The following is a 15846-nucleotide window of genomic DNA, read 5'->3' on the forward strand; positions in this document are numbered from 1 at the left end:
CCACTGAAGGTGAAGGCTTTTCATATTCGCCGAAAATGTGGCAATCTGCGGCTATGACGTTGCGTGAGCGGTACGACGCCGCGACAGCCCACCTGGAGCCGCCGTTCGCGATCGTCGACCTCGACGCCTTCCGCGCGAACGCCGCCGGCCTGGTACGCCGCGCGCGGAGCAAGCCGATCCGGGTGGCGAGCAAGTCGGTGCGCTGCCGCACGCTCCTCTCACAGGTCCTCGCCACCGAGGGGTTCCACGGGATCATGGCGTTCACGCTGCCCGAGGCGCTCTGGCTGGCGTCGGAGGGGCTCAGCGACGACATCCTGGTCGCCTACCCGACCGTGGACCGCCGCGTCCTGACCGAGCTGGCCCGCGACGAGAGGGCGGCGGCGACGGTCACCGTCATGGTCGACTGCGTCCAGCACCTCGACATGATCGAGGACATCGCCGAGTCCGCCGGCGGCGACCGGCCGATCCGCGTCTGCATCGACATCGACGCCGCGTGGCGTCCGGCCGGGGGCCGGGTGCGGATCGGTGCCCTGCGCTCCCCCATCCGTACCGCCGATGAGGCCGCCGCGCTGGCCCGCGACGTCGCCCGCCGGCCCACGCTGAGCCTCGTGGGGCTGATGGCGTACGAGTCGCAGATCGCCGGGGTCGGCGACAATCCGCCCGGCAAGCCGTTCTTCTCCCGGGCGGTCCGGTTCGTCCAGGCGCAGTCGCGGGTCGAGCTGGCCCGCCGCCGCGCCGCGATCGTCAAGGCGGTCCGGGCCGAGGCCGACCTGGAGTTCGTCAACGGCGGCGGCACCGGCAGCGTGGAGAAGACCGCGGCGGAGGTCTCCGTCACCGAGGTCGCGGCGGGCTCCGGCCTCTACCAGTCGGTCCTGTTCGACCACTACACCAACTTCACGGGCCGTCCGGCTGCGCTGTTCGCCCTGCCCGTCGTCCGCCGTCCCGGCCCCGGCGTGGTCACGGTCCTCGGCGGCGGCTATCCCGCGTCGGGCGTCGGCGACCGCAGCCGGCTGCCGCAGCCCTTCCTGCCCGCCGGGCTGCGGTTCGACTCCAAGGAGGGCGCGGGCGAGGTGCAGACGCCGCTCGTCGGCGCCGCCGCCGACGAGCTGGAGATCGGCGACCGGGTCTACTTCCGGCACGCCAAGGCCGGCGAGCTGTGCGAGCGCTTCGCCGAGCTCCACCTGATCGACGGCGACCGTCTCGTCGACACCGTCCCCACCTACCGGGGCGAGGGCAAGACGTTCCTCTGACCGGCCGTACGGGGTCGCCGGGCGGTTTGTGATCATCGGTTCGGCGGATCGGCTGATGAGGGGCTTGCGCGGGCGCGTATGGTCGTTACCTCAGGCCCGGAGATCCGGTGAGGAGACACGCCCATGGGTCAGGTGGAGAACATCGCGGCCCGGCCCGGCCACGCGCCCGAGCCCCGCCTGCACGACCCCTGCGCCGAACGCGGGGCGGCCGGGGACCTGCTGCATCCCGGGCGCGACGGGCTCGACGTGTTCCTCGCCGGCACCGTCTTCATGGACATGATCTTCACCGGGCTGCCCGGCCTGCCCCCGCCGGGCACCGAGCTGATCACCGACGGGCTCGGATCGGCTCCCGGAGGCATCGCCAACATCGCGGTCGCGATGAGCCGGCTCGGCCTCAATGTGGGGCTCGCCGCCGCCTTCGGGGACGACATGTTCGGCGCCTATCTGTGGCGCACCCTCTCCGAGCAGGAGGGGGTCGGGCTCGATCACTCACGCCGGCTGCCCGGCTGGCCGACGCCGGTGACCGTGTCGCTGGCCTACGACGCCGACCGCAGCATGGTCACCTACCACCGGCCGATGCCGGTGATGCCGGAGGAGCTCATCACGACTCCGCCGGCCGCCCGCACCTGCTTCCTCGACATCGACCACCCCGTGCCCGACTGGGCGCGGGAGATGCGTGCCCGGGGCGCGATCGTGGTGGCCGACGTCGGCTGGGACTCCACCGAGACCTGGTCCAGCGACGTGCTCGACCGGCTCGACCACGTCGACGTGTTCCTGCCCAACGCCATCGAGGCCATGGCCTACACCCGCACCGCGACGCCCGAGCTGGCCCTCGCGGCGCTCAGCGAGCGGGTGCCGGTCGTCGTGGTCAAGCGCGGAGGCGACGGCGCGATCGCGATCGACGGCACCACCGGCGAGCGGGCCGACGCTTCGGCACTGCCGGTCGAGGCCCTCGACCCGACCGGCGCCGGCGACGTGTTCGGGGCCGGGTTCGTCTACGGCACGCTCGCCCAGTGGCCGCTGCTCGAACGCCTGCGCTTCGCCAACCTGTGCGCCGGCCTGTCCGTGCGTCACCACAGCGGCTCGCTCGGCTCGCCCTGCTGGGGCGACATCGCGGCGTTCGGCGAGTCCGGTGAGCTGCCCGAAGAGATCCTTCGCGACTACTCGTTCCTCGTGCCGTACATCCCCGACGCGGCCCCGATCAACGTGACCCGCGCCGAGCCGACCGTTCGCGGGGCGTGGTGAGAACCGCTGGACCGTTCCGGGAGGACGGTGCGCCGAGGATGAAGATCTTGTAAAAAGGCACCGAAGCCTCGGTTCGGTTGACGAAGGAGCCCCCGCCATGCGGAAACCGATCATGGTCCTCGCCACGATGCTGATCTCCGTGTCCGCCTGTGCCCCGGGATCGAACAATCCGAAACCGACGCAGAAGCCGCCGAGCGCGGTGCAGACCGACATCGCCAAGGCCGGGCCGGTCACGCTGACCGTCTGGGACCAGGAGGTCCTCGGCGGCCAGAACGAGCAGATGCAGAAGCTCAACGCCGCCTTCCACGCGAAGTACCCGAACGTCACGATCAAGCGGGTGTCGCGGTCGTTCAGCGATCTGGAGAAGACCCTGCGCCTCGCGCTGTCCGGCGACAACCCGCCCGACGTGGTCGAGGCCAACCAGGGGTACGGCATCATGGCCGCGCTGGTCAAGGCGGGCGCGCTGGTCCCCCTGGACCCGTACGACAAGGTCTACGGCTTCCACACGCGGTTCCCTGCGGGCGTCTCGCAGCTCAACAGCGTCACCACGGACGGCAAGACCATCGGCTCCGGCAGCCTGTACGGCGTCTCGATGACCGGCGAGGCGGTCGGCATCTACTACAACACCGACAAACTCGCGAAGCTCGGCATCCAGCCGCCGACGAGCTTCAGCCAGTTCGAGCAGGACCTGGCGCTCGCCAAGAGCAAGGGCGAGACGCCGCTCTACTTCGCCAACCTGGAGAAGTTCCCGGCCATCCACGAGCTCGGCGTGCTGCTCGGCCAGACCGCCGACAAGGGCGCGCTGCGCAACCTGGTGTTCGGCCAGGGCGGCGCGTGGACCGACCCGCCGGTGGTGCAGGCCGCGCAGAGGCTGGCGGGCTGGGCGAAGAACGGCTACCTGCCGCGCACCGCCAACGCCGGCAAGTACAACGACTCGCCGTCGGCGTTCGCGAAGGGCGACGGAGTCTTCCTCATCGGCGGGCCGTGGTTCGCCGCGGACCTGCAGAAGAAGCTGGGAGACAAGGTCCGCTTCATGCTCCCGCCGCCCCCGCAGGCCGGTCAGGCCCAGCCTCCGACGCTCGGCGGCCCCGGCCTGCCGCTGGCGATCACCTCCAAGTCCAAGCACCCCGACGTCGCCGCGGCGTACCTGAACTTCATGACCAGCCCCCAGGCGATGGACGTCGTCGTCCAGACCGGCGGGCTGCCCTCGGCCAAACCGGCGAGCGCCACACCGTCCTCGCCGGTCGGCCGGGACGTGTTCCAGGCCTACCGGACCGCCAGCGACAAGGACCTCCTCGTCCCCTACCTCGACTACTCGACGACGACGTTCATGGACACGCTCGGCGGCGCGCTGCAGGAGATCATCGCGGGCCGTAAGACGCCACAGCAGGGCATGGCCGCCGCCCAGAAGGACTACAGCGCCTTCCTGGCCAAGAAGTGAGCGGGCGCGCCCGGCCGCCCGGTGAGCCGCGCCGGATCGGCTACCTGTACGTCCTGCCGGCACTCGTGGTCTACGCCCTGTTCCTGCTGTGGCCGCTGGTGCACGGGGCGTACCTGTCGCTGTTCCACTGGGACGGGCTCACCCTCGGCACGTGGGCGGGGCTGGGCAACTACACCCAGGCGTTCTCCGACCCGAGCCTGCGCGGCTCGTTCTGGCACGCCTTCGTCCTGCTCTTCTTCTACGCCGTGCTGCCCTGCTGCATCGCCTTCGTGCTGGTGTCGGTGATGTCCCGCTCGCGGCCGCGCGGCATGACGTTCTTCCGTACGGTCCTGTTCCTGCCGCAGGTCGTGGCGATGGTGGCCGTCGCGGTGGCCTGGCAGTGGATCTACTCCGACCACGGCCCGGTCAACGGCACGCTCCGGTTCGTCGGGCTGGGCGGCCTGACGCGCGGCTGGCTGGGCGACTTCGGCTGGGCGCTGCCGTCGGTCGGCCTGATCGGCACCTGGGTGGAGATCGGACTGGCCATGGTGCTGTTCCTCGCCGGCGTGCAGAAGATCCCGGTCGAGCTGTACGAGGCGGCGCGCATCGACGGCGCCGGTGCCGTACGGGAGTTCTTCGCGGTCACGCTCCCGGGGCTGCGGCGGGAGCTGGCCGTCGCGCTGACCCTCACGACGGTGGCCGCGCTGCGCAACTTCGACCTGATCTACCTGACGACCAACGGCGGGCCGGGCGACGCCACCAAGGTGCCCGCCTACGAGGTGTACGACCGCGCGTTCAACACGGGCGAGGTGGGGCTGGCCTGCGCGATCGGCATCACGATCGCGATCGTCGTGTTCATCCTCACGGCCGGGATCACACGTGTCGTCGAGGGGCGTTCATGACGTCCCGCAACGAGCGCCTGGCGACGTACGGCGTGCTGAGCCTGTTCACGGTCGTGGCCGTCTTCCCGCTGCTCGCCGTCGCCGCGCAGGCGCTGGGCCTGCCGCACCTGTCGTTCGGCGCGTTCACCGAGGCCTGGCGGCAAGGGCACTTCGCCCGCTACCTGACCAACAGCCTCATCGTCGTCACCGTGGTGGTCGTGGTCGCGTCGGCGCTGTCGATCCTGGCCGGGTACGCCCTGGGCACCATGGAATTCCGCGGTTCGACCGCTTTGTTCTATCTGTTCCTTCTGGGACTGATGGTGCCTACCGAGGCCATTGTCATCCCGCTGTATTTCGACCTGCGCTCGGCCGGGCTGGACAACACCCTGCCCGGCCTGATGCTCCCGCAGATCGCCCAGTCGGTGTCATTCGGCGTCTTCTGGATGCGCGCCTACTTCCGCTCCGCGCCGCGCTCGCTGATCGAGGCCGCGCGCATCGACGGGGCGTCGAGCTGGACCACGCTGCGCCGGGTCCTGGTGCCGGTCGGCCGGCCCGCGATCCTCACGATGGTGCTGCTCATCGCCATGTGGACGTGGAACGAGTTCCTGCTCGCCCTGGTGATCGTGAACTCCGACGAGGGCCGGCGCACGGCGCCGCTCGGCCTGTCGATCTTCCAGGGCCAGCACCAGACGGAGTACCAGTTGCTCATGGCGGGGGCCCTGATCGTGGCCACCCCGGTGGTCATCGTCTACGTTTTCCTGCAACGCCATTTCATCGCGGGCATGCTTTCCGGGGCTGTCAAAGAATGAGTTCGCAACGTACCCTCAGTCGATCGGCTGTGATCGTTTAAGAGGAGTTGGCCGCCATGCGCGGAGGGTTCGGGGCGCCCATGGCGCTCGCCGCCGGTCTGGTCGTCTCGCTGCTGCCCTCGGCCGTCCCGCCGACGTCGCCACGGCAGCCTTCGGCGCCCCAGTCGCGGCAGGTCAACGCCGCCGCGAGCGCGTACACCCAGACGTCGTACGCCCGGTCCGCCGCGCTTCCGGCGGCGCCGGCCGTACGCCGGGCGGCGCCCGGCCGGAACGTTCCCAGCTCCGCCGCAAGCGCACCCACGGCTCCCGGCGGGCTCGACGTGCTGTTCGTCGGCGCCCACCCCGACGACGAGTCGAGTGATCTGTCCACGTTCGGTCAGTGGAACGAGCAGCGCCACCTCCGTACGGGCGTGCTGACCATCACCCGGGGCGAGGGCGGGGGCAACGCGGTCGGCACCGAGGAGGGGCCGGCGCTCGGCCTGCTCCGCGAGGCCGAGGAGCGCAAGGCCGTCGCGAAGGCGGGCATCGCCGACATCGACTACCTCGACAAGGTCGACTTCTACTACACCGTCAGCGACGAGCTCACCCGCAAGGCCTGGGACCACGACTCCACGATCGCCAAGGTCGTCCGCCTCGTCCGCGAGACGCGGCCCAAGGTGATCGTCACGATGACGCCGTCGCCGATCCCGAGTCAGCACGGCAACCACCAGGAGGCCGGGCGGCTCGCCGTCGAGGCGTACTACCTCGCCGCCGACCCGAAGGCCTTCCCCGAACAGCTGTCCAAGGAGCACCTGCGCACCTGGCGGGCGGGCCGCCTCCTCCACCAGGAGCACCTGGTCAAGAGCGGCGACGGGCCCGGCTGCGAGACGACGTTCACCCCGACCGACCCGTCCGCCGACGTGTACGGCGTCTGGGCCGGGCGCCGGTCGCGGAGCGGTGCGACCTGGGCGCAGGTGGAGGCCGAGGCCGATCGCTTCTACGCGAGCCAGGGCTGGGCCGGCACCGCCGACCCGCCCTCCGACCCGAACAAGATCGGCTGTGACTACTTCACCCAGGTCGACAGCCGCGTGCCCTTCACTCCGGGGAACCACGCTCCGGACGCCGCGCTGGAGGGCGCGGTCTACCCGGCCAGGGGCGGTCTGCCGCTGGGCACCGAGTTCTCCCTGACCACCAGCGAGTTCGGCGTCGCCGCCGGTGAGCCGTTCACCGTCACCGCGCACGCCCCCGCGGGGCGGGTCGTGCTCTCGCTGCCCGCCGGCTGGACGGCCGCCGGCTCCGGCACGGTGCGCGACGGCACGGCGAAGTTCACCGTCACCCCCGCCGCGGACGCGAAGGCCGGGCGCGTACGGCTCGGCGCGACCGTGCGGACCGCGCACGGCACCGGCACCACCGGCCGGGCCGTCGAGGTGCGGAACGCCGTCACCGGCGCGCAGCAGCCGCTGCCACGCGTGTCCGACTTCGACGCCTGGGCCGCGTCCACCGGCGTCCCGCAGCTGTCCGGACGGGTCGAACGCGTGCTCACGCTCGGATCCGGCGACTCGCGCACGGTCCGCGTGGACCTGGCCGACACCACGGACCGGCCGCACCAGGGCACCGTCACGCTGAACCTGCCGCAGGGCTTCACCGCCGAGCCCGCGAACCGGCCGTACACCCTGGAGGCCGGTCAGACCGGCTCGGTGACCTTCACCGTGCGCAACACGGACGCGTCCCTGCCGACCTCCAACCAGGGCGGCAGCGCGGGCGACTACGACTACACGATCAGCACGACGGCCGACGGCGCGGCCACCGACGTCGCGAACGCCGCGCTGGAACTCGTGCCGCGGACGACGATCCCGCAGGCGAGCGCGGCCCCGGACGTGGACGGCAAGGAGTCGGCCGGGGAGTACTCCGGGCCGTCGCTGGACCTGTCGCGGCTGTGGGAGGGCACGGCGTGCTCGTCGGCCGCCGACTGCTCGGCCACCGCGAAGGCGACCTGGTACGACGACGCGCTGTACGTGCTGGTGCAGGTGAAGGACGACAAGCAGGGCAGCGCCCTGGACGCCGCCGACTGCAAGCGGCACTGGCGCACCGACTCGGTGGAGATCGCGCTCGACCCGCGCGGCGACGCGGAGAACACCTCGACGACGTTCAAGACCGGCATCCTGCCGTTCACCTCCGGCGGCGGCCCGTGCTTCGAACGCGACGCCGACAACCACCAGGGACCGGGCGCGGAGACCGCTCCGGGCATGCAGGTGGCCTCCACCGTGTCCGCGCCGTACACGGGCTACACGGTGGAGACGAAGATCCCGCTCGCCGACCTGCCCGCGGCGGTCGACCCGTCACGGCTCGCGCTGGACATCTTCGTCTACGACTCCGACACGACCGACAAGACGGGCCAGACGCGCATCGGCTGGTCGACGTGGGGCGGCGTCCAGGGCGACCCGTACCGCTGGGGCCTGGCCACCCTGCCCGGCTACACGCCGCCGCCCGGCCGGCCCACGACGGCCCCGCCGCCGGTGATGCCGCAGACCGCGGCGCTGTCGGTCAACTCACCACAGTCGATCATCCAGGCCGCGTCGACGCGCGTCCCGCTCGCCGCCGGCCCGGCCGCGCCGTTCGCCGTTCGCCTGGCCGGGCGACCCAGGGCCGGAGACGGCTCGGTCACCTTCCGGCTGCGCGCGGGCGGTCCGGGCGTCGCGTACGCCTACGTGTGGGACGGGAAGATCCTCGGCCAGAAGAAGGTCGAGATCACCCGGTCCGGGACCACCACGGTCACCGTGCCGGGCACGACCGGAACCCTCGCCGTCGCGTTCGAGGCCGAGGCGGGCGGCACCGCGAGTACCGCCGCCCACCTCGGCTGAAACCTCGGTCGCTCGGCCGCTGCTCGGCGTTGGTAACTCCCTTTCACCAGAAATGTCACGTTTGGCGGTCATTCACGTGGGCAGCCTGTCTGGCAGTCGGTGACGGGTTTAAGACCAACCGTGACGGTCTTTTGGGTCCCACCCGCCGCCTCAGGCGTCGAGGAGGAAGGACACTCCATGCAGGAGGATGTCGAACAGGTCGCTTCCGGAGCTGAGGACCCACCCGATCAGGCGACCGTACGCAGAGCCGTCGTCGCGTCGGCGATGGGCAACTGCATCGAATGGTTCGACTTCGGCGTGTTCAGCGCCGGTGTGATGACGACCATCATCGGCACCGTCTTCTTCCCGCACGACAGCGCCGGCAGCGCGACGCTCAAGTCGTTCGCGCTGATCGCGGCGGCGTTCGTGATCCGGCCGTTCGGCGGCATGTTCTTCGGCCCGCTCGGCGACAGGCTCGGGCGGCAGCGCGTCCTCGCCACCACGATCATCCTGATGTCCGGGTCGACCTTCGTCATCGGCGTCCTTCCCGGCTACGACACCATCGGTCTCGCGGCGCCGATCCTGCTCCTGCTCGTACGCCTCATCCAGGGCTTCTCCACCGGCGGCGAGTACGGCGGGGCGGCCACGTTCATCGCCGAGTACGCACCGACACGACGACGAGGGGTGCTCGGCAGCTTCCTGGAGTTCGGCACCCTGTGGGGCTACATCCTCGGCTCCGGTCTCGTCCTGCTGGTCAACCTGAGCCTCGGCGCGGACCGCATGCACGCGTGGGGCTGGCGCATCCCGTTCCTGCTCGCCCTGCCGCTCGGCCTCGTCGGCCTGTACGTGCGCGTCCGGCTGGAGGACACCCCGGCGTTCAAGGAGCTCGACGAGACGGGCCACAAGGCCTCCTCTCCGCTGAAGGAGACCCTCCTCCACCACTGGCGGATGATCCTCAACCTGATCGGCATCGTCATCCTGCTGAACGTCGCCGACTACACGCTGCTGACGTTCATGCCGTCGTACCTGACCGACAACCTCGGCATCGGCGACGTCGCCGCCCAGCTCACCACCATCGGCGTGGAGTTCGGCATGCTCCTGGTGATCGCGCCGCTCGGGCGGCTGTCCGACCGGGTCGGCCGCAAGCCGCTGCTGGCCACCGCCGCCACCGGCTACATCCTGCTGAGCTTCCCCGCGATCAAGCTGATGCAGCTCCACAACCCGGTGACGGTGACGGCCGGCTTCGCCATCATGGGCGCGCTGCTCGTGCTGATGCTGGCCGTGATCGGCTCGACGTTCCCGGCGATGTTCCCCACGCAGGTGCGGTACGGCGCGTTCGCGATCGGCTACAACATCTCGACGTCGGTGTTCGGCGGCACGTCCGCCCTGGTGATCGACTCGCTGATCAGCGTGTTCCACACCAACTACATCCCGGCGTTCTACCTGGTCGTCGCCGGCCTGATCGCCCTGGTGCCGATCCTCCTGATCCCGGAGACCGCGGGCGTGTCGATCAAGAACATCGCGACGCCCCGCGCGTCGGGCTCGAGCCGCCTCGCCACCGCGTCGGACTGAGTGCCCTCTGGACCGCCGGGACCGCGTGTCCCGGCGGTCCGCCGTCAGCAGTCCTGGTTGCCCCGGCGCAGCAGCAGGCGCAGGGCGACGCCGGCGGCCAGGAGACCCGCGCCGATCAGCACCGGGCCGGTCAGCGGGCTCAGGCGCTCGGCCGACTCCCGGCGCACGATCGTCTTGATGTCCGTGGCGACGTTGCCGGCCTCCTCTTTGGCCTTGGCGACCCCACGCTGCGCGACGCGCTTGGGGCTCAGGCGTTCGGCGAGCAGGTCGACGCTGCGCGCCAGCTCCTGACGCGTCAGCTCGATCTCGCGCTCTATCATCGCGGGGTCGCGGGTCTTGTCGGCCATCTCGTCTCGTACCTCCTGCGGCGCTGTCACCGGGCGAAGCAATGATCAGTCTGTCAGGAACGGTCCCGCGACACCGCTTCCTGCCCACTCTGTACCCGATCCCGTTGCGTGGGGACCCTGACGAGTAGGGTTGGGCAAGGTTCTGTTTCCGGTCCCGCGCGAGGCGGGGCTCGCGGAACGGGCCCCGGCTCGAACGGAAAGGTACTCTCGTGACGGAACAGCGGCTGGAGCCCGGGGACGCCGCCCCGGAGTTCACCCTCCCCGACGCCGACGGCAAGCGCGTCTCCCTGTCGTCGTTCCGCGGTCGGCGCGTGGTGGTCTACTTCTACCCGGCCGCCATGACCCCCGGCTGCACGAAGGAGGCGGTCGGCTTCCAGGAGCACCTGGAGGAACTCACCGGCTCCGACGTGGCGGTGCTCGGCATCTCCCCGGACGAGCCCTCGAAGCTCGCCAAGTTCCGCGAGCGCGACAACCTCACGTTCCCGCTGCTCTCCGACCCCGACACGAAGGTCCTGCAGGCCTACGGCGCGTACGGGGAGAAGAAGCTGTACGGCCGGACGTTCATCGGCGTGCGCCGGTCGACGTTCATCGTGGACGCGGACGGCAGGATCGAGAAGGCGTTCTACAACGTGAAGGCCACGGGCCACGTCGAACGCATTCTTCGCGAGCTCGGCGTCTGACGCGCCGCTCGCCCCAGGGGCCGTAGTCCAATCAGGCAGGAGACACGCGACTTAGGATCGCGCCAGTGTGGGTTCGAATCCCACCGGCCCCACCGCTGCGCCCACCCGGGGGACGACCCCCGAAAGCCCCGATGCGAGGGGCCGTAATTCGGTCTGCCCGGTATTTAGCGCGCCCCTACTCGACGGTTCGGGAACGCCTGAAATTTGATCTTGATGACAGGCCGATCATCACAGAATCATCAATCCTGGAAACTTCACGCGACAGCGCGACACTTGCGACGTAAGGTGACAAGGAATAGGTCTGGCGACATCTACTGTAAACGGAGGCCGGGATGCCGTCACCCAATTTAGAGAGAGCCGCCAGGTGCATCAAAGTCGTACTGGACAATCCTGTCGGCCAACAGGTGGCGACACACGTCATCAACGAGCTGATCGATGCGGTCGCCGCACATGTTCGAGAGGCGCTCGATCCGGCGAATCGCGGCGACCTTTGGGAATCAGAGACGACCGGCCATGTCCATATGCACAATGCCGCGATCGCGAGCACGCACGATGAAAGACATGCGAATCTGGTCAGCTCCTACGGCTCATACTCCTCCTACGCAGGAGGCGCTGAAGCTTCTTTCAGCACCTTTTACGCGCACTACTGGTGCGGCATAGCGTGTCTTCAGATAGGTGACACCAACAGGGCCGTACAGCATTTCAGGACGGCGTATGACTGTGGTGTCCTGATAGTGGACAGACCAGGACTCGGCACGGCCGATGATCGCTATCAGGTCGCAGTCATCATGGATCTGGCCTTTCCGAACTGGTGAGACCGGCCCCGGCCGCTATTCCATCGCGGGGGCGCGGCCTTCCCACTCGCGGCGGCGCCGCGTCAGGACCTCGATGAGTTCGTCCTTGCGTTCGGCGACCTCGGCGTGGCCGCCCATGACGCCGACGGCGGCGACCGTCTTGCCGTCCTCGATCACCGCCACGGACACGCCGTCCGCCTCCGTGGACGCGCCGGGGGCGGCGACCAGGCCCTCGCGCTGGATCCGCGCGAGGGAGTAGAGGAAGCGGTTCACGCGCTCCGTCTCGGCCGGGGGCAGCGCGCCGATCTGCGCCCACAGGTCGCGTTTCTCCATCCCGGCCAGCAGGATCCACCCGGTGGACGTGCGGATGAGGGAGCGCCGTACGAAGCCCTCGGCCAGGTACGCGTACCTGGGGTCGGACGACGCGTAGTCCACGTAGTACAGGTCGCTGCCGACGACGATGGCGAGCACCGCCGTCATGCCGGTCTCCTCGTGCAGCTCCACCAGGTCCTGGTGGGTGACGGCGGTGACGGCCGGCCGCCCGGCCAGCCGGGTCAGCAGGAACGGGGCCGGCCCCAGCGTGTAGCGCCGCTCGCGCTCATCGAGGTATCCCGTCGCCACGAGGCCGTTGACCAGCCCCTGAACGGAGCTCAGGGGCGCGTCCAGCTCGCGGGCGAACTCGGTCAGCGTGACCCCGGACCGCGACCGGGCCGCCAGGTCGAGGATGGTCGCCACCCTGTCGATCATGCGGTGGCGAGGCCTCGGACGGCCATGCGGCGTGGGGTGCGTCGACACGACATCAGCGCTTTCTCGCTCGGTGGTGCCCAGGAGACCCTACCCCAGGGTTATTGCGTAAATACGTAGAAAGATGCCAATATGCGAAGAAGTTGAGCCGAGACCGCGAGGGAGTGGTGGCATGGCGATGCCGCTGGACGGAGTCATCGTCGCCGACTTCAGCCGGGTGCTGGCCGGACCCCTGGCGGCCATGATGCTGGCCGACCTCGGGGCGACCGTGATCAAGGTCGAACGGCCTGACGTCGGCGACGACACCCGCAGCTGGGGACCGCCCTGGACGGCCAACTCCAGTTCGTACTTCGAGTGTGCGAACCGGTCGAAACGCTCCGTGGTGCTCGACCTCGACGACGAGGAGGACCTGGCCCTGGCGCGCGAGCTCGCCCGGCGCGCCGACGTGCTCCTGGAGAACTTCCGCGACGGGGCGCTCGCCCGGCGGGGACTCGACTATGCGTCCGTCCGCGCCGCCAACAGCGGGATCGTCTACTGCTCCGTGAGCGGTTTCGGCAGCCGCGGGGGCGCGGCCATGCCGGGCTATGACTTCCTCGTCCAGGCGATGGGCGGGCTCATGAGCATCACCGGTGAGGAGGACGGCGAGCCGGCGAAGGTCGGCGTGGCCCTGGTGGACGTCCTGACCGCCAAGGACGCCGCCATCGGCATCCTCGCCGCGCTGCACGCGAGGGCCGCCACCGGGCGGGGGCAGCGGCTGGAGGTCAATCTGCTGTCCAGCCTGCTCGGCTCACTCGCCAACCAGGCCTCCGCCTACCTCGCGACAGGCCGGTCGCCTCGGCGGATGGGCAATCGGCACCCGTCCATCGCGCCGTACGAGACTCTCCGGTGCAAGGACGACATGCTGGCCCTCGCGTGCGGGAACGACCGGCAGTTCGGCCGGCTCGCCGAGGTCCTCGGCGCCGCCGAGCTGGCCGGCGACGAGCGCTTCGCCACGAACGAGGCGCGCGTCTTGAACCGCCCGGCGCTGCGCCGCGCTCTCGAGGAGCGGCTGAGCCAGGACACCGTCGCCTCCTGGACCGCCCGCCTCACCGCGGTGGGGGTGCCCGCCGGCAAGGTCGGCGACATCGCCGACGGGCTGAGGCTGGCGGAGTCGCTCGGCCTGGAGGCGACCGTCCCGGTCGGCGACTCCGCGCCGCCGCAGATCCGCCACCCCATCGGCTACTCGGAGACGCCCGTCACGCACTACGCGCCCCCGCCCCGGCTCGGACAACACAGCGACGAGGTTCGCCGCTGGCTCGCAGAGGAGAAGACCCGATGAGCACGACGACGCGCCCGCCCGCCCTCGACCCCCGGGATCCCGCCGGGCTCGGCGAGCTGCTCACGCCCGACGAGCGGGCGGTCGCGACCGCGGTGCGCAGGCTCTGTGATGAGCAGGTCGATCCGTTCGTCGCCGACTGGTTCGAACGCGGACAGATCCCCGACGTACGCGGCCTCGCGAAGGAGCTGGGCGGCCTCGGTGTCCTCGGCATGCACCTGGAGGGGTACGGCTGCGCCGGCATGTCCGCCACCGAGTACGGCGTCGCGTGCATGGAGCTGGAGGCGTCGGACTCCGGGGTGCGCTCACTGGTGTCCGTGCAGGGGTCGCTGGCGATGTTCGCGATCTGGCGGTGGGGCTCGGAGGAGCAGAAGCGGCAATGGCTCCCCGCGATGGCGGCCGGAGAGGCCATCGGCTGCTTCGGGCTCACCGAGCCCGACGCCGGCTCCGACCCGGGCAGCATGCGGACCAGGGCGCACCGGGACGGGTCGGACTGGATCCTCGACGGCCGCAAGATGTGGATCACCAACGGGAGCGTCGCCGACGTGGCCGTGGTCTGGGCGCGGACCGACGAGGGAGTCCGTGGGTTCGTCGTGCCCGCCGGCACCCCGGGCTTCTCGGCGCCGGAGATCAAGCACAAGCTGTCGCTGCGGGCGTCCGTGACCAGCGAGCTGGTGCTGGACGGGGTCCGGCTCCCCGCCGACGCGGTACTGCCCGAGGTCACCGGACTGAAGGGGCCGCTGAGCTGCCTGAACGAGGCGCGCTTCGGGATCGTCTGGGGGGCGATGGGAGCGGCCCGGTCCTGCCTTCACGCGGCGCTGTCCTACGCCGGCGAGCGCACGCAGTTCGGCAAACCGATCTCCGCCTTCCAACTGACGCAGCAGAAGCTCGTCGACATGACCCTGGAGTACACCAAGGGACTGCTCCTCGCCTTCCACCTGGGCCGGCGCAAGGACGCCGGGACGCTGCGCCCCGAGCAGGTCAGCCTCGGCAAGCTGAACAACGTGCGCGAGGCTCTGGACATCTGCCGCACGGCACGTACGGTCCTGGGCGCCAACGGGATCTCCCTCGAGTACCCGGTGATCCGTCATATGACCAACCTGGAGTCGGTGCTGACGTACGAGGGCACGGTCGAGATGCACACCCTGGTCGTGGGCCAGGCGATCACCGGCCGGCCGGCGTTCCGCTGAGCGCGTCGGCGATGGACTCGGCGAGCAGGCGCGGGGCCTGGGCGTGCGCGAGGTGGCCCTGGCCGGGGACGCGGACGATCCGCGCCTGCGGCAGCGCCTGCGCGAACGGCGTGAACGCGGTGCCGTACGGAGCCGTGCCTTCGTTGAGTTCGCCGAGGAGCAGGGTGACCGGCAGGTCGAGGTCGCGGTACTCGTGGAGACGCGGGCGGTGGTCGTTGATGGCGGCGAGTTCGTCGGCCAACGACGCGGCCAGGGTCCGCAGGACCGGCCAGACGGGGTCCTCGCGCAGCGCGGCCACGTACGAGGCGGTGAATCCGGACACGGTGATGTTGACGATCTCCACCGCCCTGTCGAGGTCGCCGCGGTCGATGGCGTCGCGCAGGAGGGGGACCGCCTCCGGGGCGAAGGGCCGCCCGACCGGCTCATAGAGGGTCAGCGACCGCAGGCCCGCACGCTCGGTGGCGGTCTCGGCGGCGATCAGCGCGCCGTAGCTCCAGCCGAACAGGTGCACGGGTTCACCGAGGACGCCGAGCACGTGGTGGAGGTCGTCGATCTCGGTGCGCACGGTGTACCCGGCGCCGAGCGGGCCGCTCGGAGCGCGGCCTCGGCGGTTGAGCACGATGACCGGGTTGGACGGGGTGAGGTGGTCGACGACGGGTTGCCAGGTGGCGGCGTCGGCCATGATGCCGGGAAGAACGACGAGGGGCGGACCGTCCCCGTCGCGCCTTCGGGCGCTGATCGTCGTTCCGTCGTGGTCGAACGTGAGCGTTCGCACGTTGA

14 protein-coding genes and 1 tRNA gene are annotated in these 15846 nt (G+C 70.4%); 12 read left to right on the forward strand and 3 right to left on the reverse strand.

Annotation, left to right across the window (positions count from 1 at the left end; all coding sequences use genetic code 11):
• Positions 1-53 precede the first annotated feature (53 nt).
• From ACQEV1_RS45030 to ACQEV1_RS45060, 7 genes are all read left to right on the forward strand, one after another.
• Positions 54-1250 (forward strand): amino acid deaminase/aldolase, encoded by a 1197-nt coding sequence (locus ACQEV1_RS45030; RefSeq protein WP_433403301.1) that lies wholly within the window; start codon positions 54-56, stop codon positions 1248-1250.
• 123 nt (positions 1251-1373) lie between these two features.
• Entirely contained in the window at positions 1374-2495 is a 1122-nt protein-coding gene (locus ACQEV1_RS45035) for a carbohydrate kinase family protein (RefSeq protein ID WP_433403304.1), read from the forward strand.
• A gap of 97 nt (positions 2496-2592) precedes the next feature.
• On the forward strand, positions 2593-3936 hold the full coding sequence (locus ACQEV1_RS45040; protein WP_433403307.1) for an ABC transporter substrate-binding protein: 1344 nt from the start codon (positions 2593-2595) through the stop codon (positions 3934-3936).
• Positions 3933-4817 carry a carbohydrate ABC transporter permease gene (locus tag ACQEV1_RS45045; RefSeq protein WP_285579850.1) on the forward strand — a complete coding sequence of 295 codons (885 nt, stop codon included), beginning with the start codon at positions 3933-3935 and terminating at the stop codon, positions 4815-4817. Before ACQEV1_RS45040 ends, ACQEV1_RS45045 begins: the two co-directional genes overlap by 4 nt.
• On the forward strand, positions 4814-5605 hold the full coding sequence (locus ACQEV1_RS45050) for a carbohydrate ABC transporter permease (RefSeq protein WP_285626666.1): 792 nt from the start codon (positions 4814-4816) through the stop codon (positions 5603-5605). The genes ACQEV1_RS45045 and ACQEV1_RS45050 overlap by 4 nt, the downstream gene beginning before the upstream one ends.
• Before the next feature lie 56 nt (positions 5606-5661).
• Entirely contained in the window at positions 5662-8445 is a 2784-nt protein-coding gene (locus tag ACQEV1_RS45055; RefSeq protein ID WP_433403311.1) for a sugar-binding protein, read from the forward strand.
• A 177-nt stretch (positions 8446-8622) separates the two neighbouring features.
• Positions 8623-9996 carry an MFS transporter gene (locus ACQEV1_RS45060; RefSeq protein WP_285626660.1) on the forward strand — a complete coding sequence of 458 codons (1374 nt, stop codon included), beginning with the start codon at positions 8623-8625 and terminating at the stop codon, positions 9994-9996.
• A 44-nt stretch (positions 9997-10040) separates the two neighbouring features.
• Here the strand turns inward: ACQEV1_RS45060 and ACQEV1_RS45065 are convergent, their stop codons facing one another.
• A complete protein-coding gene (locus tag ACQEV1_RS45065) occupies positions 10041-10373 on the reverse strand; it encodes a DUF3618 domain-containing protein (RefSeq protein WP_285626657.1) in 333 nt (110 codons plus the stop codon).
• 179 nt (positions 10374-10552) lie between these two features.
• On the opposite strand from ACQEV1_RS45065, the gene bcp reads away from it, so the two are divergent.
• The 3 genes from bcp (at position 10553) to ACQEV1_RS45080 (ending at position 11838) form a co-directional block, all read left to right on the forward strand.
• Positions 10553-11023 carry a thioredoxin-dependent thiol peroxidase gene (gene bcp / locus ACQEV1_RS45070; RefSeq protein ID WP_433403314.1) on the forward strand — a complete coding sequence of 157 codons (471 nt, stop codon included), beginning with the start codon at positions 10553-10555 and terminating at the stop codon, positions 11021-11023.
• A gap of 16 nt (positions 11024-11039) precedes the next feature.
• Positions 11040-11115: transfer RNA gene (locus tag ACQEV1_RS45075), tRNA-Leu, on the forward strand.
• A gap of 240 nt (positions 11116-11355) precedes the next feature.
• On the forward strand, positions 11356-11838 hold the full coding sequence (locus ACQEV1_RS45080; protein WP_285626652.1) for a hypothetical protein: 483 nt from the start codon (positions 11356-11358) through the stop codon (positions 11836-11838).
• 15 nt (positions 11839-11853) lie between these two features.
• Here the strand turns inward: ACQEV1_RS45080 and ACQEV1_RS45085 are convergent, their stop codons facing one another.
• Positions 11854-12552, reverse strand: coding sequence for a helix-turn-helix domain-containing protein (locus ACQEV1_RS45085; RefSeq protein WP_433403317.1), 699 nt, complete (start codon positions 12550-12552; stop codon positions 11854-11856).
• Positions 12553-12733: 181 nt separating this feature from the next.
• On the opposite strand from ACQEV1_RS45085, the gene ACQEV1_RS45090 reads away from it, so the two are divergent.
• A complete protein-coding gene (locus tag ACQEV1_RS45090) occupies positions 12734-13879 on the forward strand; it encodes a CaiB/BaiF CoA transferase family protein (protein WP_433403320.1) in 1146 nt (381 codons plus the stop codon).
• Positions 13876-15066, forward strand: coding sequence for an acyl-CoA dehydrogenase family protein (locus tag ACQEV1_RS45095; protein WP_433403322.1), 1191 nt, complete (start codon positions 13876-13878; stop codon positions 15064-15066). The genes ACQEV1_RS45090 and ACQEV1_RS45095 overlap by 4 nt, the downstream gene beginning before the upstream one ends.
• On the opposite strand, the gene ACQEV1_RS45100 is transcribed toward ACQEV1_RS45095, so the two are convergent.
• Entirely contained in the window at positions 15041-15841 is an 801-nt protein-coding gene (locus ACQEV1_RS45100) for an alpha/beta fold hydrolase (protein WP_433403325.1), read from the reverse strand. The two genes, ACQEV1_RS45095 and ACQEV1_RS45100, sit on opposite strands and share 26 nt — an antisense overlap.
• Positions 15842-15846 lie beyond the last annotated feature (5 nt).

Source organism: Actinoallomurus sp. CA-142502, assembly GCF_050936355.1.
Classification (GTDB): domain Bacteria; phylum Actinomycetota; class Actinomycetes; order Streptosporangiales; family Streptosporangiaceae; genus Actinoallomurus; species Actinoallomurus iriomotensis.

Excerpts from the sequence above, each read along its gene's own strand:
- ACQEV1_RS45030 (WP_433403301.1), top strand. The coding sequence starts at position 54 with ATGACGTTGCGTGAGCGGTACGACGCCGCGACAGCCCACCTGGAGCCG.
- ACQEV1_RS45035 (WP_433403304.1), top strand. The coding sequence starts at position 1,374 with ATGGGTCAGGTGGAGAACATCGCGGCCCGGCCCGGCCACGCGCCCGAG.
- ACQEV1_RS45040 (WP_433403307.1), top strand. The coding sequence starts at position 2,593 with ATGCGGAAACCGATCATGGTCCTCGCCACGATGCTGATCTCCGTGTCC.
- ACQEV1_RS45050 (WP_285626666.1), top strand. The coding sequence starts at position 4,814 with ATGACGTCCCGCAACGAGCGCCTGGCGACGTACGGCGTGCTGAGCCTG.
- ACQEV1_RS45055 (WP_433403311.1), top strand. The coding sequence starts at position 5,662 with ATGCGCGGAGGGTTCGGGGCGCCCATGGCGCTCGCCGCCGGTCTGGTC.
- ACQEV1_RS45060 (WP_285626660.1), top strand. The coding sequence starts at position 8,623 with ATGCAGGAGGATGTCGAACAGGTCGCTTCCGGAGCTGAGGACCCACCC.
- ACQEV1_RS45080 (WP_285626652.1), top strand. The coding sequence starts at position 11,356 with ATGCCGTCACCCAATTTAGAGAGAGCCGCCAGGTGCATCAAAGTCGTA.
- ACQEV1_RS45090 (WP_433403320.1), top strand. The coding sequence starts at position 12,734 with ATGGCGATGCCGCTGGACGGAGTCATCGTCGCCGACTTCAGCCGGGTG.
- ACQEV1_RS45095 (WP_433403322.1), top strand. The coding sequence starts at position 13,876 with ATGAGCACGACGACGCGCCCGCCCGCCCTCGACCCCCGGGATCCCGCC.